Source organism: Flaviaestuariibacter amylovorans, assembly GCF_039541815.1.
Lineage (GTDB): Bacteria > Bacteroidota > Bacteroidia > Chitinophagales > Chitinophagaceae > Flavisolibacter > Flavisolibacter amylovorans.
Genome location: NZ_BAABGY010000002.1, coordinates 40,024 through 61,889, shown reverse-complemented (window position 1 = coordinate 61,889; position 21,866 = coordinate 40,024). Strand labels below are relative to the sequence as shown.

18 protein-coding genes and 1 pseudogene are annotated in these 21,866 nt (G+C 59.0%); 7 read left to right on the top strand and 12 right to left on the bottom strand.

The genetic code is table 11. The features are described from left to right. Positions 1–42: 42 nt before the first annotated feature. Both purH and ABD937_RS02640 read left to right on the top strand, forming a co-directional pair. Positions 43–1,614, top strand: coding sequence for a bifunctional phosphoribosylaminoimidazolecarboxamide formyltransferase/IMP cyclohydrolase (gene purH, locus ABD937_RS02645; RefSeq protein WP_345253149.1), 1,572 nt, complete (start codon positions 43–45; stop codon positions 1,612–1,614). 404 nt (positions 1,615–2,018) lie between these two features. Next, positions 2,019–3,023 (top strand): DMT family transporter, encoded by a 1,005-nt coding sequence (locus ABD937_RS02640; RefSeq protein WP_345253148.1) that lies wholly within the window; start codon positions 2,019–2,021, stop codon positions 3,021–3,023. Here ABD937_RS02640 and ABD937_RS02635 read toward each other — a convergent pair. From ABD937_RS02635 to mutY, 9 genes are all read right to left on the bottom strand, one after another. Further along, positions 3,007–4,218 carry a DUF7033 domain-containing protein gene (locus ABD937_RS02635; RefSeq protein ID WP_345253147.1) on the bottom strand — a complete coding sequence of 404 codons (1,212 nt, stop codon included), beginning with the start codon at positions 4,216–4,218 and terminating at the stop codon, positions 3,007–3,009. The genes ABD937_RS02640 and ABD937_RS02635 overlap by 17 nt on opposite strands. Before the next feature lie 93 nt (positions 4,219–4,311). Then, positions 4,312–4,728 carry an IS200/IS605 family transposase gene (gene tnpA, locus ABD937_RS02630; protein WP_345253145.1) on the bottom strand — a complete coding sequence of 139 codons (417 nt, stop codon included), beginning with the start codon at positions 4,726–4,728 and terminating at the stop codon, positions 4,312–4,314. Between the two features lie 208 nt (positions 4,729–4,936). Beyond that, entirely contained in the window at positions 4,937–6,313 is a 1,377-nt protein-coding gene (locus ABD937_RS02625; protein WP_345253143.1) for a LutB/LldF family L-lactate oxidation iron-sulfur protein, read from the bottom strand. After that, complete coding sequence (locus ABD937_RS02620; RefSeq protein WP_345253142.1) at positions 6,313–6,903, bottom strand: DUF3109 family protein; 591 nt, start codon at positions 6,901–6,903, stop codon at positions 6,313–6,315. Before ABD937_RS02620 ends, ABD937_RS02625 begins: the two co-directional genes overlap by 1 nt. Positions 6,904–7,060: 157 nt before the next feature. Beyond that, positions 7,061–8,854, bottom strand: a complete 1,794-nt coding sequence (locus ABD937_RS02615; RefSeq protein WP_345253140.1) for a tetratricopeptide repeat protein — start codon at positions 8,852–8,854, stop codon at positions 7,061–7,063. Positions 8,855–9,156: 302 nt separating this feature from the next. Next, positions 9,157–9,747 (bottom strand): gliding motility lipoprotein GldD, encoded by a 591-nt coding sequence (gldD, locus tag ABD937_RS02610; RefSeq protein WP_345253138.1) that lies wholly within the window; start codon positions 9,745–9,747, stop codon positions 9,157–9,159. A 180-nt stretch (positions 9,748–9,927) separates the two neighbouring features. Further along, positions 9,928–11,244, bottom strand: a complete 1,317-nt coding sequence (gldE, locus tag ABD937_RS02605; RefSeq protein ID WP_345253136.1) for a gliding motility-associated protein GldE — start codon at positions 11,242–11,244, stop codon at positions 9,928–9,930. A 75-nt stretch (positions 11,245–11,319) separates the two neighbouring features. Next, the gene (locus tag ABD937_RS02600) at positions 11,320–11,745 is read right to left on the bottom strand and encodes a single-stranded DNA-binding protein (protein WP_345253134.1); all 426 of its coding nucleotides are present in this window, start codon (positions 11,743–11,745) and stop codon (positions 11,320–11,322) included. A gap of 644 nt (positions 11,746–12,389) precedes the next feature. After that, positions 12,390–13,487 carry an A/G-specific adenine glycosylase gene (gene mutY / locus ABD937_RS02595; RefSeq protein ID WP_345253133.1) on the bottom strand — a complete coding sequence of 366 codons (1,098 nt, stop codon included), beginning with the start codon at positions 13,485–13,487 and terminating at the stop codon, positions 12,390–12,392. Positions 13,488–13,576: 89 nt separating this feature from the next. Here mutY and ABD937_RS02590 point away from each other — a divergent pair. The 3 genes and pseudogenes from ABD937_RS02590 to ABD937_RS02575 form a co-directional block, all read left to right on the top strand. Next, positions 13,577–13,873 (top strand): annotated as a pseudogene (locus ABD937_RS02590) (HU family DNA-binding protein); the annotation flags it as partial. 37 nt (positions 13,874–13,910) lie between these two features. Beyond that, complete coding sequence (locus ABD937_RS02585; RefSeq protein WP_345253132.1) at positions 13,911–14,789, top strand: tetratricopeptide repeat protein; 879 nt, start codon at positions 13,911–13,913, stop codon at positions 14,787–14,789. Between the two features lie 356 nt (positions 14,790–15,145). Beyond that, on the top strand, positions 15,146–16,699 hold the full coding sequence (locus ABD937_RS02575; RefSeq protein ID WP_345253131.1) for an Rne/Rng family ribonuclease: 1,554 nt from the start codon (positions 15,146–15,148) through the stop codon (positions 16,697–16,699). Between the two features lie 323 nt (positions 16,700–17,022). On the opposite strand, the gene ABD937_RS02570 is transcribed toward ABD937_RS02575, so the two are convergent. From ABD937_RS02570 to ABD937_RS02560, 3 genes are all read right to left on the bottom strand, one after another. After that, the gene (locus tag ABD937_RS02570; protein ID WP_345253130.1) at positions 17,023–17,613 is read right to left on the bottom strand and encodes a hypothetical protein; all 591 of its coding nucleotides are present in this window, start codon (positions 17,611–17,613) and stop codon (positions 17,023–17,025) included. Beyond that, positions 17,594–18,397, bottom strand: a complete 804-nt coding sequence (locus tag ABD937_RS02565; RefSeq protein WP_345253129.1) for a metallophosphoesterase family protein — start codon at positions 18,395–18,397, stop codon at positions 17,594–17,596. The genes ABD937_RS02570 and ABD937_RS02565 overlap by 20 nt, the downstream gene beginning before the upstream one ends. Before the next feature lie 306 nt (positions 18,398–18,703). After that, entirely contained in the window at positions 18,704–19,393 is a 690-nt protein-coding gene (locus ABD937_RS02560) for a zinc metallopeptidase (protein WP_345253128.1), read from the bottom strand. Between the two features lie 552 nt (positions 19,394–19,945). On the opposite strand from ABD937_RS02560, the gene radA reads away from it, so the two are divergent. Both radA and ABD937_RS02550 read left to right on the top strand, forming a co-directional pair. Then, positions 19,946–21,337, top strand: a complete 1,392-nt coding sequence (radA, locus tag ABD937_RS02555; RefSeq protein WP_345253127.1) for a DNA repair protein RadA — start codon at positions 19,946–19,948, stop codon at positions 21,335–21,337. Between the two features lie 127 nt (positions 21,338–21,464). Next, entirely contained in the window at positions 21,465–21,815 is a 351-nt protein-coding gene (locus tag ABD937_RS02550; protein WP_345253126.1) for a four helix bundle protein, read from the top strand. Positions 21,816–21,866: the final 51 nt, after the last annotated feature.

The window sequence follows — 21,866 nt, the reverse complement described above, 5'->3', positions numbered from 1 at the left end:
TTGGGCGCCGTCAAAACCAGATCGGCATCGAAACCCAACAGCATGGAAAAGAAGATTGCCTCCGCCCTCCTCTCGGTATTTTATAAAGACGGGCTCGAGCCCCTCGTGCGCCAGCTGCACGCCCAAGGCACCCGCATGTACTCCACCGGCGGCACGCAAAAATTTATCGAAGACCTCGGCCTCCCGGTAACGCCGGTGGAAGAGCTGACGACCTATCCCTCCATCCTCGGCGGCCGCGTCAAAACGCTCCACCCGTTGGTGTTCGGCGGCATCCTGGGCCGCCGGGAGAACGAAACCGACCTGGCCGAGATGCAGCAATACGGCATCCCCGAGCTCGACCTCGTGGTAGTGGACCTCTACCCGTTCCAGGAAACCCTGAAGCAGACGAGCGAGGAAGCGCTCATTATCGAAAAGGTGGACATCGGCGGCCCAAGCATGATCCGCGCCGCGGCCAAGAATTTCAGCCACGTGGCCGTGCTCGCGTCGAAAGACGACTACGCCCCGCTGGTGGCGCAGCTGCAACAGCAGAACGGCGCCCTCACGCGCGAACAGCGCAAGGCCTACGCGGCCAAAGCCTTCCGCATCGTGGCCGACTACGATATCGCGATCGCCAACTATTTCAATGAAGATGCCCCCATCAATGTTATCGGTGCCGGCCACCAAACGCCCCTGCGTTACGGCGAGAACCCGCACCAGTCCGCACACTTCTACGGCGACCTCGCTGCCTGCTTCACCCAATTGAACGGCAAGGAGCTTTCTTACAATAACCTAGTGGATGTGGACGCCGCTGTAGAGCTCGTCAAGGACCTCACCCCCAGCCCCTCTCCAAAGGAGAGGGGAGCGGATTCCTCCCCGTACCTTGGAGAAGGGGCCGGAGAATGTGCCTTCGCGATTATTAAACACACCAACGTGTGCGGCGTGGCACAACGCGCCTCTGTATCCGAAGCCTGGACCGCGGCCCTCGCCGGCGACCCCGAGAGCGCCTTCGGCGGTGTGCTGGTTACCAACGGCACCGTGGATAAGGCGACGGCGGAAGCCATCAACGAGATCTTCTTTGAAGTGTTGCTTGCCCCGGCCTTTGACGCCGATGCGCTCGAGGTGCTGCGATCGAAAAAGAACCGCATCCTGCTGCAGCTAAAGGACGCGTCGTTGCCAGAGCAGCAATACAAGAGCATCCTCAACGGCACCCTCGTGCAGCAAAAGGACCGCGGCAACACGGAAAAATGGGAAGAGGCCGGTGGCCGCCCCTCCACAGATGCCGAGCGCAGCGATCTTGAATTCGCCAACCTCGTGTGCAAGCACCTCAAGAGCAACGCCATCGCCTTGGTAAAGGACCGGCAGCTGATCGGCAAGGGCTGTGGGCAAACGAGCCGCATCGACGCCCTGCGCCAGTCGCTCGAGAAGGCCCGCCAGTTCGGCTTCGACCTCAAAGGCGCCGTGCTGGCCTCGGACGCCTTCTTTCCTTTCAACGACTGTGTGCAGCTGGGCCATGCGGCGGGCATTACCGCCTTTATCCAGCCCGGCGGCTCCATCCGCGACAAAGACTCCATCGCCTATTGCCAGGAGCAGGGCCTTGCGCTGGTGATGACCGGCCAGCGGCACTTCCGGCATTGACCTCTCCCCCGGCACAGACCGCACCCCCGGCCCCTCTCCGGGAGAGAGGGGTGACTCTGTGCAAGAGAACTACATTAGCATTGCTTACTAACGTTGGAGCGTCTTAATATCAAAGCCCTGACAACTACGTTGTCAGGGCTTTCTAATGTAATGGCTGCAATTATAAGTGTCCGGATTGTTCTGTTTGAAGCAATGGAGTTTGGTACCAGGGCATTGAGAAAAGTCTCAAAACGTAAGTTCAGCGCCACAGAGTCACCCCTCTTTCCCGGAGAGGGGCCGGGGGTGAGGTCTGTGCCGACCAAAAAAGACGGAAACTGTGCTGCCCCGCAACGCCGGCAAGGCCGCACTTTTGCAGTGACAAGAACCTGCCGCCGCTGCGCCACCTGTAATCACCTACGCTTACCATGAACAACGACACCCGCAATGCCCACCTCCCTACCGACGAGCCCGAGCTGCATTCCGATGCACAGTCCTGGCAGGAGCTGCCTGTAGGGCGCCTGCACCCCTTTTCGCTGCGCGGGCGCGGGCAGCGTACCAAGGCGCTGTTTGCCCTGGTGCTCGTGTGCTTTTTCTGGGGCACCACCTGGGTGGCGTCGCGGCAGGGTGTGAAGTATATGCCCGCTCTGCAGCTCGCAGGCATCCGGCAGGTGCTGGCCGGGCTCTGCTTCGTGGGGTTCTTCGTTGCAAAGGGGGTGAGCTGGCCAAAGGGCCGGCAGTGGGGCCCGATCCTGGTGCTTTCCTTTCTCAACTTCATGCTGAGCAACGCACTCTCCACCTGGGGTGTGCGGTATATCCCGGCGGGGCTCGGCTCCGTGATCGGCGCCATCTATCCCATCTGGCTCGTCATCATCGCGCTGGCGCTGCGTACCAGCAAGCTTTCCGCCAAAACGGCCCTGGGTATGGCGCTCGGCTTCACCGGCATCTGCATCATCTTCTACGAGCACCTGCACGAGTTCCTCGATCCCGACTTCCGCTTCGGCATTGCCATCTCGTTCCTGTCAACCTGGTCCTGGGCCTTCGGCACCCTGTATACGAAGAAGCAGGCGGCGCAGTTCAACCCGTACTTCAGCCTCGGGCTGCAGTTCCTCATCTCCGGTGTGGTGCTGCTTACGGGCATGTGGCTGAGTGGCAAGAGCGTCCCGGTATCCGAGATCCCCTGGCGGTCGTGGGCCGCCATCGGCTACCTCGTCACCTTCGGCTCCATCATCGCCTTTGCCGCCTTCCTCTATGCGCTGCAGCACCTGCCGACGGCGCAGGTGAGCCTCTATGCCTATATCAATCCCGTGGTGGCCGTGCTGCTGGGCGCGCTGCTCATCGACGAGCCGCTGTCGCTCTTTATCGGGGTGGGCACGCTCGTGACGCTGTACGGTGTATACCTCGTCAACCGCTCGTTCAGTAAGGAGAAGTAACGCGCTGCAGGAAGCGCCCGTAGAGGGCCGCCCAGCCGGCGAAGGAGGGTGCCGAGCCTAAGATCGTGTTGTGCCAGATGGTGATGAAGGTGCCGCCCCAACGCTTCAGGGTGTCGGTATAGTACCCGAGCTCCATCTCGGTGCTGCGGATGTCCTGCCGCTGCTCGTAATAAGCATTGGCATCCATGAAGCAGAAGGGATGCAGCAGCAGGTCTGTTTGTTCTTCCTTTTCAAGATCGTACCAATAGAACGGAACGGCCACCGAAGCGCGGAAGCCGTTAACAGATCCGTACCCCATCGAGTAGTCGTTGCGGATGCCGGCGTGCAGCAGGCTGCGATAGGTTCCGGGCAGGCGCATCCGGATATAATGCTGACGCGAATGAAGGATCCCCTTGCCGGCAGCGGCCCCGAGCGCACGTTGCTCTTCCCGTAATTCTACGGGCTCGTCGCCGCTGCGCCACGAAGGATGGAGCCCGATGCGGTACTGTGCAGACAGCCGCCGGACCAGCGCTTTCATATCGGGATGCGCCAACGGAATGTTCTTGTCGTACCGTCCCCGCTGCCGCGCCGAGAGGATGAAATAGATCGGATCGAGCTTAAACTGGCGGTGCAGTTCGTCGAGCGCCCTGAAGCAATCGAATGGATCGGCAGCCTTTGCGCCAAGCACGCGCACCCGACGGGCAGCTTCCTGTATGCGTCCCGAAAGCACGCTGCGCAGGAGTCCTGCTGCGTTGCGGGCGGGGCCCTTGTGCCGGTAGCTCCAGGCCATGTCGATATCGTAGGTGGGTACGAAGGAAAAGCCGGGGCCCTTCAAGCCTTCGATCCGCTGCGCCAGGTGGTGCAGCCACTCATGAATCAGCGGGCGCTGCAGAAAGCCATGGCGGTGGGCAAGGCTACCCGTATGGGCAAAGCGGCCATATTCGTCGGGGGGCGCATCGCCGTATTCCTCGTAGCGGCTCAGCAGGAAAAAGATCCCGGCAAAGAGGTCGAAGCCGAGCGGCCCCTCATTTGGGAAGAGGACCGGGAAGCCGGCTGCGTGGCGCGTCACGGGTGGATCAAAGGCGCGGATGCCGGTTTCCTCCAGCAACCCCCAGGGCACTATCAATCCACCCGGGTCATACCCGATGATTGCGGAGGCTGCGTCCGGCGTCCGGGTAAACGGTACACCGAAATAGCCGGACAGGAAATCGAGCACGTAGCGCAGGCGTGGGGTGGCGGTATGGGCAAATACGGTGATCAGCGTGACGCAATGTACGGAGGGCGGCGCAGACTGAAAACCACCGGTCCTTCATACCTGTATCGCGAGTTGCGCGAGCTCGTCCGCCAGACCGATGCCGCGATGATGTTCCTTCGGCCGCTCGATATACCGCGCCACAGATTTCACCGCATCGGGCGAGACGGTAAAGAGCGCATACCCGGTTTGCCAAGCAAACTCCTTCTTGCCGACTTTGCGGTTCAGCCAGAATGCTGAAGCACCTTTTACGTGCTGCATGATGGAGGAAGGTGCCCGCTCAAGACAGGGCGCGACTAAGGCGTGCACATGATCCGGCATCCCATTGAGGGCGATCAAGCGGCATCGCTGCTCTTCAAAACGCTGCTCCAGGTAAGGATAGAGCAGGCGCTCACAGGACGTATCGATCAGCGGCGCCCTTTGCTTCGTGGACCAGACCACATGGAACCAAGCATGGTTGAGGGTGTGGGACATAATGGATGCAACTTACCCTGTCGAATCTGGTGCGCCCGGTGAAAAACCTCAGGAAATGATGGTTTTTTTCCAACCAGCCCATGCCTTCAGGCATGGGTTTTCGAAATGAACCAGCCCACGGTTTTAACCGTGGGCCGCGTTGCCCCATGGCTGAAGCCATGGGCTAGTTCATATCGAAAACCCACGGTTAAAACCGTGGGCTGGTTGGTTATCCGGAATGCCGCTCCTGCCATTGCTGGCTGAACGATTTCTTCGGAAACTCGAGCGGGCTGCGGTGCTTCGACCAGCTCTTGACGAAGGAATTGACGACCCAGCCCTTTATGCGGCCGTTGGCCATATTCATCAGCGGGCGCTTCAGCATGGCCATCTTCCACAGCTTCCAGGCTACGCGCTCGCCGTACGACGATGCGCCCGACTCCACGGCCTCGGCGCGGTTCTCGAGCAGCAGCTCGTGCAGGTTGATCTTCACCGCGCACACCTCCGTGCAGTTGCCGCAAAGCGACGACGCATACGAGAGGTGCTTGTACTCATCCAGCTCCTTCAGGTGCGGGGTGATGACCGACCCGATAGGACCGCTGTAAGTAGTGCCGTAGGCATGGCCACCGATGTTCTTATACACGGGGCAGGCATTGAGGCAGGCACCGCAGCGAATGCAATAGAGGCTCTCGCGGGTCTTCGGGTTGGCAAGCAGGTTCGTGCGGCCGTTGTCGAGCAGGATCACATACAGCTCCTCCGGACCGTCGGTCTCCGTAGATCTACGGGGACCGGTAACGAGCGTATTGTATACCGTCATGCGCTGGCCGGTGCCATAGGTGGCGAGCAGGGGCCAGAAGAGTGCCAGGTCATTGATGGAGGGGATCACCTTTTCGATACCCACGATCACGATATGCGTTTTCGGGTAGGAGCACGAAAGACGGCCGTTGCCCTCGTTCTCGGTAATGGCGATACCGCCGGAGTCAGCCACGATGAAGTTGGCCCCCGTGATGCCGATCTCGGCCAGGCGATACTTCTCGCGGAGCTTCTCGCGGGCCACGAGCGTGAGCTCCTGCGGAGTCAGGTTGGAGGGGGTGCCGAGCTTTTCGGCAAAGAGCTTCGCCACGTCTTCCTTGCTCTTGTGCATGGCCGGCGTCACGATGTGGTAGGGAGGCTCGCCGTCGAGCTGCTGGATGTATTCGCCGAGGTCGGTCTCGACGCTTTCGATGCCGTTCTTTTCGAGGAATTGATTGAGGTGCAGCTCCTCGGTCACCATGCTTTTGCTCTTGACGATGGAGCGGCACTGCTTCTCCTTGCAGATCTTCAGGATCTCCTGCAGCGCGGCTTCGGCGGTCTCGGCCCACAGCACCCTGGCGCCGTTGCGGGTGGCGACCACCTCGAAGGTTTCGAGCTGCTTGTCGAGGGTTTCGATGGCGCGCCACTTCACGTTCTTGGCACGCTCGCGGGCTACGTGCACGTCGGTGAACTGCTGCTTCCCGGCAGGCACCACGGCGTTGTAGCGGGCGATGTTGAAATTGATTTTCCGACGATGCTCCTTGTCGGCGGCCTTGATGGTACTCTTGGCCCGGAAGGTGGTGGATTGCTCAGACATCAGCGGTTGGGAGCTTTAGCGTCAAAGTGTTCGATGGCGATCTGGTGCAGGGTCTCGTAGAATTCTTTGCCGAAGCGGCGCTCGATGGGCTCCTGCAGAAACTGGTACACCGGCATCTTGGCCTTTTTGCCGAGCGCGCAGGCTGGCTTGCAGAGGGTATCGCGCGGCTCGTAGTTCACCATGGTGTAGGTCTTGCCCTCGGTGATGCGGATCGGGAACAGGTGGCAGGAGATCGGCTTTTTCCAGTCGATCTTGCCTTCGAGGTAGGCCGCTTCAATGCCGCACTTGATGATGCCGGCCGCGTCGCGGAAGCCGTATACGCAGAGGCCACCGTTGATGGTGGGCGTCACCCAGCCGAACTCGGGGTCCCAGAGGTAGCGGCCCTGGCGCTTCACTTCCGCGATGCCTTCGGGCGTCATGTAGGGCTCGAAGGCCGCGTAGTGGCGGTCGATCTCGCTTTTCTCGTCGGGGGTCAGCGGGGCGCCGGCATCGCCGTCCTCGCAGCAGCCGCCCTTGCACTTGGCGAGGTCGCAGATGAACTTCGCCTCCACCACCTCGTCACTCACCAATACATTGTCGATCGCTATCACAATAGAGGATTTTGGGCAAAGCTAAGTAATAGTGAGCGGTGAGCGGTAAGCGGGTCAGCGGAGCAGGGGGTCAGCGGGTCAGCAGGTGAGCGGATCAGCAAAGAACCTTTAAATAGGGCCCCGCTCACCTGCTCACTTGTTCACCCGCTCATCCCCCTCACTGCTCTCCCGACGGCTTTACGGCCTTTCTGCGCAGGAAGCGGGCAAAGCCCACGCGGCTCGCGTCTTCTTTGAGCTTGCGGGAGGCGATGTAGTGTACCACCTTGTGCTCGAGCCAGTGGTGCAGGGGCAACAGGGCGGCGATGAGCACGATCTTGATGGCCAGCACCTTCAGGGGCTCGCCGTGGGTGGCATGGTGGATCTTGTTGTCGGCGATGAGGATAAGAAACTCGAAGAGGAAGATGAACGAGAAGAAGCCCAGTACCTTGATGACGCCGGCAGACACCTGCAGGAAGCCGAGCAGTACCAGCAGCACGAACACCGCGCCGATGGCCACCGTGATGCCCATGTATTGCAGCGTATGCTTGCGCTCCAGCGCAGCCGCCTTTTCCTTGTCGAGACGGGCCTGTCGCTGCTGCTCATCAGCGAGCTCTACCTGCAGCAGGTCTTTTTCTTCGCCCAGTTTCTTGAGGCTGTCCTTAAACTGGTAATACTGCTGCTGGGCCTCGTACGATTTCCGAAAATCCCCGGAGCGCGCGTACAGCGTATCGAGCTCTTTGACCACGAGCTGCTGCCAATCGATGTTACCGGACGACTGTGCCATTGTGCGGGTCTTTTCGAGGTACGCGATCGCGGCGGCATTGTTCCCGGTCTTCTTGTGCAGATCGGCATAGGCGCTCCACATCGCCATGCGCATGAACGGGCTGCCGTTCTGCTCATAGCGGGCCAGGCTCCGGTTGAAAAAATACTCGGACGAATCATAGCGGCCCAGCCCTTTGTAAATGACGGCGTAGACCTGGTCGATGGTTTCCGGCATGCCCATCCGCTCGAAATACTGGCGTATCTCCGGCCGCGACTTGAAGTAATCATAAGCCTTCTGGGGCTGGTCGCCGCGCAGGTACTGGTTGAGCAGGCCCGTATAGCCCATTACTTTCAGCGGGGCACTCTTCAGGGTATCGGCCAGGCGTACGCAATGCTCGAAATAGGAAACCGCCATATCGGCATCTTTCTTTGACGTATACAACGCGCCCAGCTTGTAGATGTCCTGCGCGCGGTTGTAGGCCTCGCCGCCTTGCTTCATGAGCGCAAGCTGCACCATGCTTTTCTGCACATAGTCGATGGCCCGGTCGTATTCCTCTATGCTCTCGTAAAACCGTCCCAGGTTGACGTAGCAATTCCGCAGCAGCGCCGGTTCGCCGCGCCCTTCGGCAAGGCGTAGGGAGTTGAGGTAGCTGCGCAGCGACAGCAGGCGCTCGTTCCGCACCAGGTAGTAGTTCCCCATGGCATTGCCGGACACGATCAGCAGGGAGTCGTTGGCGAGGATATTGGCGAGGCTGAAGGCCTCCGAGATATGACGGTGCGCCTTGTCGTATTCATAAAGTGCCAGGTGCGTGCTTCCGAGGGCCAGGAGGGCGCCGGCCTGTTCCTTATCGAGCTTGTTGCGGCGCGCCACATCGAGTGCACGGGTAAAGAAGTCGATGGATTTGGCGAGGGCGTCGCGGTTCTGCTGCTGGTAGGTATAACGCTCGCCATGGTACATCAGCGACTTGAAGATCAGTACGCGGTCGCGGGAGCGTTCGGCCTCCTCCGTCAGCTGGCGGCCCCAGCGGTCCGATTCCGCGGGATTGCTGCTGGCGGCATACCGCATCAGGCGCCCAAGCAGCGTGACGCGCTCCGAGGGCGTCTTGGCAACGCTCAGCTGGCGTTGGAAAGAGTCGAGCATCACATCGCGTTGCGCCTGCACAAACAGGCAGATAAAGAGCAGGGCGCTCACACAGGAAAGCTTTCTCATGGTGCAGTTTGGATGCACAAATTAGGGAAAATGCGTATGGGATCCCATGGTGAAACAACGAAGGGCACAGGGTGAGGAAAGAATGTCGGGGGAGGAGGGGGAATACTTGAACAAATGAGTACATGAGTACTTGAGTATCCGAGGGTGGTGATTAGGGATCAGGGGACGAGCGGGACGGCTTCAGTAAAGTTTCGATGGCCACTTCCTCCCTCCCTTCTCCCCTCGAACCTTCCCTCAGTTACTCTCTTATTCTAATGTTCAATTACTCAAGTAATCACCTCTTCCCTCTTCCCTCTCCCCTCCTACCTAGTCCAGCGGAGCGTGTTGATAAGATGCTCCATATCCCGGCGGAAGAACTCGGCAACGGGCCGCAGCGAGTCTTCGTTGGGCGTGGTCTCGAAGTACAGGGCGCCGCGCAGGAAGTGCCGTACGGAGTCGGTCAGGAAGAACTGGTTGCCGGTGGCCGTATTTCCACGGAGCGTCACGTACACGCCCTCGATGCCGTTCGGGGTAGTGAAGGGCTTGTGGTCGATGGCCGAGGCGCGGTAAGTGTGCTGCTTATACGAGAGCTCGTAGGCATCCTGCACCAGGGAGTCGAACCGGTTGGGGCCGATGAGCTTGTAGGAAAGGTGGATGCGGCCGCGGTAGTCCGGGAAGTCGATGTTGAGCCAGTAGGGATTCTCGGTGCGCTCGCCGAAAAAGGAGGTATCGCGCACGATGGTGCCGTACACCGGGTACTCGAACGTAAACGGGAAACCCGGCTGCTCGAAGCGCTGGTAGCCCTTTTGCGGCAGGTCGATGCGGAAGTAGCCGCGCGGCTTGGCCAGGTAGTCGCCGTTGCAGGCCGCGAGGGCGAGGGAAAGTACCAGAAGCGGAAGTACGATTTGTTTCACGGGAATTGGTCTATTTGTCTATTGGTATGAGGGCAGGTTCACAGAGACGTAACGTTTTTTGATCCGGACTGTTGCGTTCGCCAGTCGAATCTTCCACCTGCCGCCATCCTCTTGTTAGGCGTCAGCCAGATCCGAGATCAGCGATCACCCATCTGAGATCCCAGATCCGAGATCTGAGATCTACTCCACCGTTACCTTCACCGTATTAATGCGGTTGCGGTTGATCTCGAGCACGGTAAACGCATACTTGCCCACGCGCACCGTTTCCTCGATGTCGGGGAAGGCGCCGTGCACCTCCAGCACGAGGCCGCCCACGGAGTCGCTCTCCCCTTTCACGTTGTCGAAGGTATCGAGCGGCAGGCGCATCGCGCGGCACATATCGTGCAGCATCAGCTTCGCATCCACGATCCAGGTATGCTCGTCAACCGGGCGCACCGAGGTCTCTTCCTCATCAAACTCGTCGCGGATGTCGCCGATGATCTCCTCGAGGATGTCTTCCATCGTCACGATGCCGGAGGTGCCCCCGAACTCGTCTACGACGATGGCGAAGTGGATGCGCTTCGCCTGGAACTCCTTGAGCAGGTCCTTGATCAGCTTGCTTTCCGGCACGAAGAAGGGCGGACGGATGGCCGAATGCCAGTTGAACCCGGGATTGCCCAGCTGCGCCAGCAGGTCTTTCGTGTTGATAACGCCTACGATGCTGTCGAGGTTGGTCTGGTACACCGGCAGGCGGGAGTAGTGGAGCTCTTCCACGCGCTTCACCACTTCGGCGAAGCTCAGGTTGTGGTCGAGCCCGTTCACTTCCATACGGAACTTCATGATCTGCCGCACGGTGATGTTGCCGAACTTGACGATGCCTTTCAGGATGTTCTTTTCCTCGATGCTTGTTTCGTTGGCGTTGACGTCGATGGCGGCGTCGAGCTCGCGCATCGACACGCTCTGGTGCTCGTTGGCGCCGCTGCGCAGGTTGATGCCGTCGGCCATGCCCACGAATCGGAGCGAAATGCGGCGGAGCAGCAGGTGCAGGCCCTCCACCACGGCAGAGGCGAAGTAGGCAAAGCGCAGGTTGTTCTGCGTAGCCCACACCTTCGGCAGGATCTTGCCCACGAGCACCAGCACAAAGGCGATGGCTACGATCTTGATGATCCAGTTCCAGACCGGCGGGTCGAGCTGGAGCACGGGCGTGATCAGGAAGTTGGCGAGGATGATGATGGAGATGTTAAAGAAGGTTTCGGCGATGAGCAGGGAGGTGTACACGGCCTTGCGCTCCTCGAGGAGGTGCACGATGCGGCGGGCGGCGTCGTGCTGCTTGGTGCGGAGCATATTGACGTCCTTCGTCTGCAGGGTGAAGAGCGCTACTTCGGCGCCGGAGGTCACAAAGCTGAGGAGCAGGAGAACGATGAGGAGGACAAGGAGAAAGACCGCGCTTTGCGGGTTAGCCAACAGGAGGGTAAAGGCAAGATGAGATAGCGAGGCACCGGCCGAATGGTAGTCCAAGGCAAAGGTTTTGGTGAACGATCATCCCGCCGGGGCGGGATCCTTGTAAACTACAAATTTATCCGGTTTCGGCACTTAGAAAGATAAATCTTCGTTCTCTCCCATCCCGGGGTGCGGCCCGCTCATGCCCTCGTCGCCCTGGATGCCGCCTCCGTGCCCGTTGCCCTCGCTGCGCTTGTCGAGCATGATGAGGTTGTCGCCCACCACCTCGGTGGCGAACTTGCGGTTGTTGTCCTTGTCTTCCCAGCTGCGGGTGCGGAGACGCCCCTCGATATAGACGAGCGAGCCTTTGTGCAGGTATTTCTGGGCGAGCTCGGCGAGTCCGCGCCAGAGCACCACGGTGTGCCATTCGGTTTGCGACACGAGCTTGCCCGAGCGGTCCTTAAACGTCTCCGTGGTGGCGAGGGGAAACTTGGCCACGGCGATATTGCCTTCCAAAAACTGGATATCGGGATCCTTGCCGAGGTTCCCGATCAGCATCACTCTGTTGACTCCTCTCATACCATTCTGTTTTCAGGGTTTTTGTTCTTGTCCGTTCGTTCCAAGCCTGTCATCGCAAAAACAATCAAATTTGTTGCCAGTACCCCGGGACGTAGGATTGGTAAAGCTGAACCGATCGGTTTAGACCGGGAGGCGACCGGAAGGACAGTGCAGGCCGGGAGCGCAGCATTTTTACGCTCCCGAAGCCTCGGGAGGCGCAATGGAATTTGCTTCACCTTTTCCCAGGCGGAGTTGTACTACATCAGCGATGACCCTGGAAGTTCCAGCTTTTTTTCAAGGGCGCTAAGGGAAGCCCGCAGGCGGGCTTTAGCAGGGGCTCCCGTCATTGAAAGGATTAAGGACGTCTTCCGTTGATGGAGCTGTTCATTCAATTCCGACCAGCAAGGTTTAGAGCCTGTTTGAGTTAAATGATCATCAGGAAAGGGTGAAAAGGTCGGCCGCAAGCGGCCTCGATGCACGACGGCGCTCCCGAAGCCTCGGGAGGCACGACGGCGCGACGTAGAAAAACAATCTGTTCTTTTTACTTTTCGTCGTGCCTTTGCGCCGTCGTGCCGTCGCGACAGGGGCGTCAGCCCCGCTCCCCGCGCTTGCGCGGTCCGATGAACAGTTATCGAATCGTTCAAACAGCCTCTTGGTTGAATGCGCTACCCGAACCCGGCGAACGTCGCCTTGAGCCAGGCGCCGACGGTCTTCGGGAACGGGTAGTCGTCGATCTTGTCCAGCGGCACCCAGTCGAAGCCGGGCAACTCCAGGCGGCGCGCGAGCCCGAGGTGCAGGAAGTTGAAATGAATAAGCTGGTGCGAAAGCCGCTGTCGCCCCTTGGCAGCCGCGCTTTCGATCGTGTAGTCTTCCTTCCTGATCCCGTATTCCTCGTTCAGCGCCCGCAGGATCGCTTCCTTATCGCGCTCCCGGCCGGCCTCGAAAAGCAAGGGCTCCCAGAGGCTCTCCCACACATCGCCGGGACCGCGGGGGTGCAGGGCCAACGTGTTTTCGTGCTGCAGCAGCACATACTGGAAAAAGCGCTCGCGCACGGCGGTCTTCTTCGCCTTCACGGGCAGCTCGCCCTGGCGCCCGTGGCGGAAGGCGGCACAGTCGTGTTGAAAGAAGCAGGCGGCGCAGGCCGGGAGCGGCTTGCACACGGTGGCGCCGAAATCCATCAGGGCCTGGTTGTAGGCGCGGGCCTCGCCCACCGGGAGCAGTTCCTGCGCGGCCTGCGCAAAGAACTTCCTGCCTTCGGTGGAGTCGATGGGCAGCGCGCAGCCGAAGATGCGGCTCAGTACGCGGAACACGTTGCCGTCGAGCACGGCATAGGGCGCGTTGTAGGCGAAGGAGGCGATGGCCGCCGCGGTGTAGGGCCCCACGCCTTTGAGGGCGAGGATGTCGTCGTACTGCTGCGGGAACACGCCGCCGTACTGTTCCGTAATGATCCGCGCTGTGGCGATGAGGTTGCGGCAGCGGCTGTAGTAGCCGAGCCCTTCCCAGAGCTTGAACACCGATTGCTCGGGCGCGGCGGCGAGCTCCTGAACGGTGGGGAAGGCTGCCACGAAGCGCTCGTAGTAGCCCCACCCCTGCTCCACGCGGGTTTGCTGCAGGATGATCTCGGAGAGCCAGATGCGGTAGGGATCCGTTTCGCCCTTCCAGGGCATGGGGCGGTCGTTGGCGGTGGCGTTCCAGTGGAGGAGCCCGGCAGTAAAGCGGCGGCCGTGGGCCGAATCGGCGCGTGTTTCTAAGGTTTCCTTCATCTGCCGGAGCCAACAATTTGTTGCAAAAAGGGTTTATATTTACTTGACAATCACTTCTTTTCGTCTTATATTGTGGGAACAAAAACAGGACCGCTATGAGAAAGGCAGATTTGGTCAACCAGATCTCTGAGAAAACAGGGATCCCAAAAGTAGACGTTTTGATGACGCTCGAGGAGATGTTCCGCGAGATCAAGCACTCGCTTTCCAAGGGCGAGAACATCTACATCCGTGGCTTCGGCTCCTTCATCACCAAGAAGCGCGCCGCCAAGATCGGCCGCAACATCAAGAAGAACGTAGCCGTGCACATTCCCGAGCATTTCATCCCCGCGTTCAAGCCCGCAAAAGAATTTGTGGCCGAGGTGAAGAAAACGAGCATCGCGGAATAACTTTGCGGCCCCGAAGCTTCGGCCGGGAACGCACTTCATGAAAAAAACCCAATGGACCGTCCTGGGCATCGTAGCCTTGCTGACGACTGGCCTTTATTTACTTACCCAAGCCCAGATCTTTGGCGACAAGGCCCCGAAGACGACCTCCGAAAGCACCGTTCACGGCCCTAACGACGGCCACGACCATGCTGCGGAAGCCGGAACCGTTACGACCGATACGGTGCTTGCCCGCTCGCTGCGCCGCCTCAACGACCGGCAGCGCACCCGCCTCTCGCTTCTTCAAAACAGCATCTCCCGCGGCGACATCCAGGAGCAGAAGCTCCACCAGTTTCACCAGCTTTCTGCCTTCTGGCGCGACTCCGCCCGGCTCTTCGAGCCCTTTGCCTGGTACACCGCCGAAGCCGCCCGGTTGGAAAATTCAGAAAAATCCCTCACCTTTGCAGCCCGTTTGTTCTTAGACAACCTTCGTCAAGAGGAAGACCCGGCGCTCAAGCAATGGAAAGCCTCCCAGGCCAAGGACCTGTTTGAGCGCTCTTTGACCCGGAATCCCTCCAACGATTCGGCCCAGGTAGGACTCGGCGCCACATACCTCTACGGAGGGCTGGCGAGTCCTATGGAAGGCATCACGAAGATCCGTGCCGTGGCCGATCGCGACTCCACCTTTGCCTATGCCCAGCAAGTGCTCGGCGAAGCCTCCCTGCTCTCCAACCAGCCCGACCGGGCGGTGGAGCGCTTCCAGCGGGTGGCGCGCCTGCAACCCGGCAACCTCCAGGTGCTGCTGCTGCTCGCCGACATCGAGGAGCGCCGCGGCAACAAGGCGGTGGCGAAAGGCTGGTATGGCAAGACCCTGCCGCTGATCGACAACCAAGGGCTCCGGAAAGAAGTAGAAAAACGAATGGCCGAACTGTCCAAGTAATTCTTTAAACAACAAATAATTAAACACAATGCCCTGCGGTAAAAAAAGAAAGCGTCATAAGATCGCTACCCACAAGCGTAAGAAACGTCTGCGTAAAAACCGTCACAAGAAGCGCAAGTAAGCTTCCGATGACCTCTATAGTACGTGCCGGGATAGCAGTTAACCTGCCTTCCCGGCATGTATATTTGTATCTTTATCGATTGCTGATCGCTCTCCCGGAATCCCGGGTCCGGCGTATCGGACCGCTTGCCCACCTCCCTTCCCTTGCCTTCCCGCTCTATACAAGGTAACTGCAGCATCCGGCATCAGCGGCGCGATCAGCGTCAATTCACCTGTGTACCTAAAGCTGTAGTAATGTGAACAAAGAACTAATCATCAATGCCGCTCCCCACGGAGTGGACATTGCCCTTTTAGAGGATAAGAAACTGGTAGAACTACACACCGAAAAGGTAGATGCCCGCTTCGCCGTCGGCGACCTGTACCTGGGCAAGGTCAAAAAGCTGATTCCCGGCCTCAACGCCGCCTTTGTGGACGTGGGCCACGAAAAAGACGCCTTCCTCCACTACACCGACCTTTCTCCCTACGCCCGCTCGCTCCTCAAATTCACCGCGGCCGCCATCGGCGACAAGAGCCCTGAAGGCATGGACTTCGGCATCTTCCCCAACGAGCCCGAGATCATCAAGACCGGCAAGATCGCAGAAGTGCTCAACGGCAAGCCCAACGTGCTGGTGCAGATCCTGAAAGAGCCCATCGCCCAGAAAGGCCCGCGCCTCTCCTGCGAGATCTCGCTGCCCGGCCGCTTCGTGGTGGTAACGCCCTTTAACGACATCGTGGCCGTATCCCGCAAGATCCATTCCTCCGAAGAGCGCAAGCGCCTCCAGCGGATCGTGGAATCCATCAAGCCGAAGAACTTCGGGGTCATCGTACGCACCGCCGCCGAAGGCAAGAACACCGCCGAGCTGCACGAAGACATCTCCGAGCTCGTGGCTACCTGGCAAACGATCCAGAAGAACCTCCGCGGCGCCACGGCTCCCACGAAGATCCTCAGCGAGCAGACGAAAACGACCTCCATGCTCCGCGACCTGCTCAACGCCGATTTCAACAAGGTGGTGATCAACGAGAAGGGACTCTTCCAGGAAACGAAGGCCTATATCCAGAAGATCGCCCCTGAGAAGGCCGACATCGTGACCTTTCACCAGGCCGGCAACGCCATCTTCGATACCTACGGCATCACCAAGCAGGTGAAGTCGGGCTTCGGCAAGACCGTGAACCTCGAAAGCGGCGCCTACCTCATCATCGAGCACACCGAGGCCCTGCACGTCATCGACGTCAACTCGGGCTACAAGAGCGTGAGCAACAACCAGGAGCAGAACGCACTCGAGACCAACCTCGAGGCGGCGAAGGAAATTGCCCGCCAGCTGCGCCTCCGCGACATCGGCGGCATCATCGTGATCGACTTCATCGACATGAAGCTGCCCGAGCACAAGAAGCGCGTCATCGAAGCCATGGAGGAGCACATGCGCACCGACCGCGCCAAGCATGCGGTGCTGCCCATCTCCAAGTTCGGCATCATGCAGATCACCCGCCAGCGGATGAAGCCGGAGATGAACATCAAGACCGAGGAGGTGTGCCCCACCTGCCAGGGCACCGGCAAGATCGCTTCCACGATGCTCCTCGAAGACGACATCGAGAAGAACCTCAACTACCTCATCACCCACAAGCACGAGCACCTCACGGTGGCCGTGGGCCCGATCCTTTACGCCTACCTCACCAAGGGCCTCTTCTGGACCTCCAAGGCCGCCAAATGGCGCCGCAAGTTCGGCCAGAAGATCGCCGTAAAGGAAGACTCGACCTACCACCTTACGGAGTACCACTTCTTCAACAAGGATGGTGAGGAGATCAAACTGTAAAACAGCCCTGGAACAATAGAACAAGGAACAGGGAACAATGAATTTTGAAGGAGGGACTAGGTGTCCCTCCTTTTTTTGCGCCCCGGCGCCGCGTGGGCAGGAGAGAAAGAACGCGGATTTTACGGATTTAATACGATTAGAACGGCTAGGGCGTTGCGTCAGTGCCTCCCGCACCTGACGCTCTTTAAGATCGTTCAGTACGATGGGTACTGACATTTTTAACGGGCGCAAGAATCGCCGGATACCCTTGCAAAATGTAGTTCAGCAACACAGAGGCACCCCTCACCCCCGGAGAGGGGCTGGGGTGAGGTCCGGGGGTGAGGTCACCAGGAGCGGCGCACGCCGATGGCGAGGCTGAGGATATCGGAGGGCCGCAGGGAGCGGTGGTTGGTGACGTAGGAAATAAGGAGCTTGTCGGTGGTGCCTACCTCGTAGTACAGGCCCCAGCGGTGGCGCGCGTCGCTCTTGACGGCAATGGTGGCATCGCCGCCCACGAACAAGCCGAAGTGCATCGCTGTCGGAAAGTCGTAATAGGTGTAGGGATAGTTCTTGGGAGCGAAGAGAAAGTACTGCTTGCCGAAGGTATACGCCACCAGCACACCCGCCGAGAGTGGCCGCACCCGCAGGCCGGACACCGGGAAGGGCCGCACCGGGAACCAGGTGAGCTTCGACGATATCGTGTGGATGTCGACGCCGCCCACCGAAGCCGGGACATAGCCATACAGGAAGTCGCCCTCCAGGTTGCCGCGGCGGTTGTTGTAAGAGACGCCGGCGGAAAGAAAGCCGATATTACCGGCAAACTGCAGCTTGGCGCCGTCGGGCACCCACCAGCGGCGGGGCGGCAGGCTGTCCTGGGCGGCCGCACCCAGCGCCGGCAGGAGGGCGAGCACGAGTTTAATAATAGCGTTCCTCATAATTGACGGTTTCTTTTCCGGCGGTTACCAGTACGTAGTTGCGGCGGTTGAACGACCCGACCACCACATAGGGAATGCCGTCGTTATAGGGCTGCTGCATCGAAAAGCGGTGCTGGTGGCCATGGAGACTGCCCCGCACTTTGCCGCTCTGCCGCACCAGCGCCGTAAAGGCGTCGTGGTGCCGGCGGTCGAAGAGCTCGTCGTAGGGTGCCATATGGCTCACCACAAAAGCGCCGTCGTAGCGCTCCAAGTCGGCCATGGCCCTGCCGAACCACGACATCTCCGGCAGCGACCCGTCGAAGCCGGTTTCGTTGGAGTTGGTGTTGAGGCACACGAACTTATAGCCGTTGTAGCTGAAGGTGAAGTTCTCCGGCCCGTACATCTGCCCGAAGGCGGTGCGGCCGTTGGCCAGCATGTCGTGGTTGCCGATGATGGCGATATAAGGCACCCGGAGGCGCGACAGGCGCTCGTGCACCCAGCTGAACTCGGTCTGCATCCCGAAATCGGTGATATCGCCGGCGAGGAGCACGAAGTCGATGCTGTCGAGGGCGTTGGCGGCGGCCACGAAGTCGTCGACCTGCTCGTAAAAGCGTTGGGTATCGCCTACCAGCAGGAAGCGGAAGCTGTTTTTAGGGGGCAGGGCCGCGATGCGGGCGATGGCCTTGGCGTTGAGGGCACGCTCGCCGGCGGCGGGGCGCACCTCGTGGGGGCTGAACTGGAAGGTCTTCTTGCAGGCCGTGCAGCAGAGAGCCAGGCCCAGGAGGGCGGCGGTCAGGCGCTTCATAAAGGGAGCATTTCAATAGGTTAGCGAGGCCATTCTGCACAAAGTCTTTGTCACAACATCAAAAATTCGAAAACCGTGCCTCTTCTTTGCCCCTTCTTGTAGCACCTGGATCCCGTTCCCGAAGCCCCGAACCTCAACACAACCACCACGAAAAGCCCCGGCGGGGCCGGGGCGCTTAAAAATGTGGGGATTTTCCTCAGGCGGTCCGTCCAGGCGAGCCACCCGCCCCTCCCGCAAGCGAGGCTGAAACAAACCGATAGGGAAAACCACAGCCGAAACAGATCCAAGATCCCAGATCTGAGATCCCTACTCCCTGTCGCGGGCGCCAAGGAAGAGCATCACATACTGGAGCAGGGTGACCACGGAGGCCAGGGCGGCCACCACATAGGTCATAGCAGCCCAGTTGAGGGCGTTCTTGGCTTTCGGGTACTCTTCGCGGTTCGTTACGTTGGTGTTTTGCAGCCAGGCGAGGGCGCGGCGCGAGGCGTCGAACTCTACCGGCAGGGTCACCACCGAGAAGACCACCGTCAGGGCAAAAAGGGCGATCCCCACCAGAAGGAGGGTGGAATTGCCCGAGGCAGCCATGAATACGCCCGCCAGGAGCACCCAGTTCACGATGTTGGAGCTGAACTGTACCGCCGGCACCAGCTTACTGCGGAGGTTGAGCCAGGCGTATGCGGTGGCATGCTGGATGGCATGGCCGCACTCGTGGGCCGCTACGGCCGCGGCCGCCACGCTGTAGCCACTGTAGACGTCGGGGCTGAGGTTCACCGTTTTGGACTGGGGGTTGTAGTGGTCGGACAGGAAGCCGTCGACGGAAACGACCTTGACATCGTAAATACCATTCTCGCGGAGCATCTTTTCGGCCACTTCCTTACCGTTGAGCCGCGACTGGAGGGGGATCTTGCTGAACGCCGCGAAGCGCGACCGCAGGATGCCGGAGACCAGCATGCTGATGCCGATGAAGACCAGGGAGACTAAGAATATCGAGTTCATAATGGGTTTTTTCTTTCTCTAGAATGCTCAAATCTATCTCCAAAACGCCCCGCTACGGCAGAACTTCCGGATTTTACCATTTTGCTAAACATTTTGGCAGAAAAGCACGAAATTTTGGCTTTCTTAACTGACACTTTTACAGCCCGTTAGGGAAATGTGATAGAAAAGATACCTCTGTAAGACATTGATTTTCAATGCTGAAAAAGCGCAGCCGTGTTAGCGTTTCCTTATACAAGAGCTTCTTAAAAGTTATGCACAGGCCCAAAAAATAATTTTGTAATGTGCCCTCATTTTGTAATTTAGTGTCAGAATTTAATGGGTTAGTAAGTAAAGGGGTTGGTCTTTTGGCCGACCCCTTTCTTCATTTTTAAAGTACCCGTTTTCTTCACGTCACGATCACTCCTCAACACCATTCAAAAGTCAAAATTCAAAAGTCAAAAACGTTTTTGTCATCATCTCTTATACACCTGGATCATCCGGATAACCGAAAAAGGAAGACGTACTACACAGAGAATTTTTGAATTTTGCCTTTTGACTTTTGCCTTATAGAACATGTCGAAAATAAAGACCGCGTATTTCTGCCAGAACTGTGGCTATGAAAGCACCAAGTGGGCCGGCAAATGTCCGGGCTGCCAGCAGTGGAACACCTTTGTAGAAGAACTCATTCAGAAAGATGCGAAGAAGGGTGGTGCAGCCGGCGCTACCGACTGGCAAACCTATCATGAGGTGCCGGTGACCTCGCGCAAGATCCAGCCGCTGCACAGTGTGCAGACGCAGGAGACGATACGCGTGCAAACACCCGACGAGGAATTGAACCGCGTGCTCGGAGGCGGTATCGTGCCCGGCTCCATCGTGCTGGTGGCCGGCGAGCCCGGTATCGGCAAGTCGACGCTCTTCCTCCAGATGGGCCTGCAGCTTACGGAGAGCACTGTGCTCTATATTTCCGGCGAGGAGAGCGAGCAGCAGGTAAAGATGCGCGCCGACCGGCTCGGGATGAAGAACGAGCACTTCTACCTCCTTACCGAAACCTCCACGCAGGCCATTTTCAGCGAGATCAAGAAGCTGAAGCCCGAGCTGATCATCGTGGACTCGATACAAACGCTCCAGTCGCCCTTTATCGAATCGTCGCCCGGCTCCGTGTCGCAGATCCGCGAGTGCGCCGCCGAGTTCCAGCAGTTCGCCAAGGAAACCAACACGCCGGTGTTCCTCATCGGCCACATCACGAAGGAAGGCTCCATCGCGGGCCCGAAGATCCTCGAGCACATGGTGGATACCGTGCTCCAGTTCGAGGGCGACCGCCACCATGTATACCGCATCCTGCGCACGCTCAAGAACCGCTTCGGCTCCACCTCCGAGTTGGGCATCTACCAGATGAACGAGAGCGGCATGGCGCCGGTACGCAACCCGAGCGAGATCCTCATCACCCAGAAGGAAGAGGCCCTCAGCGGCACCAGCATCGCCACGATCATGGAAGGCGCGCGGCCGCTGCTCATCGAGGTGCAGGCGCTCGTGGCACAATCGGTGTACGGCACACCGCAACGCACCGTCAGCGGCTTCGACCTGCGGCGCCTGCAGCTGCTGCTGGCCGTGCTCGAGAAGCGCGGCGGCTTTCACTTCGGCGTCAAGGACGTGTTCCTCAACCTCGCCGGTGGCCTCAAGGTAGAAGACCCTTCCATCGACCTCGCGGTGCTGGTGGCGCTCCTCTCCTCTTACGAGGATGTGCCCGTGCGCCAGGAAATCTGCTTTGCGGGCGAGGTAGGTCTTTCGGGCGAGATCCGCGCCGTGAGCCGCATTGAGCAGCGCATCGCCGAGGCCGAGAAGCTGGGCTTCGCCCGGATCGTCGTCTCCAAGTACAACCAGAAGATCGCCGGCTCGAAGAAGTACGGTATCGAGGTGGTGCAGATGGGGCAGGTGGAGGAGGTGTACCGGTATCTGTTTTCGTGAAGCGGCAATCGGCAATCGGGAATCGGTAATGGGAAAAACATCAGTGGATAGTGGGAAAAATCACTGAAACTTCTGACTGAAACCCTTTTGTGCGGCATGCAAGCTTAGATAGCTTCGGGTAAAAACTATGTTTCTGAAACTGGACCATCAAGAGATGGACATTTATAAAGCTACCCGCGCGTTTGTGCTTTCTTGTTATCGCCTATCGAAAAGCTTCCCAGTGGAAGAAAAATTTGCCATGTGCCAGCAATTGCGGAGGGCAGCGCTCTCAGTACACCTCAATGTTGCTGAAGGAGCGTCTCGTAAGACGGCCCCGGACCGAAAGCGCTTCCGCGAAATCGCGAGATGGTCGCTCATTGAGATCGACGCGCTCCTAGATATCGCTTCCGACCTTGACTACTGTCAAAAAGAAAACCTGGTAGACCTGGGTACACTCTTAGTCAGATGCTTTCAGATGTTGTCTAAAATGATGAACTAGGCTGCTGCTTTAGGGGGCTTTATTGCCGATTCCCGATTGCCGATTCCCGAT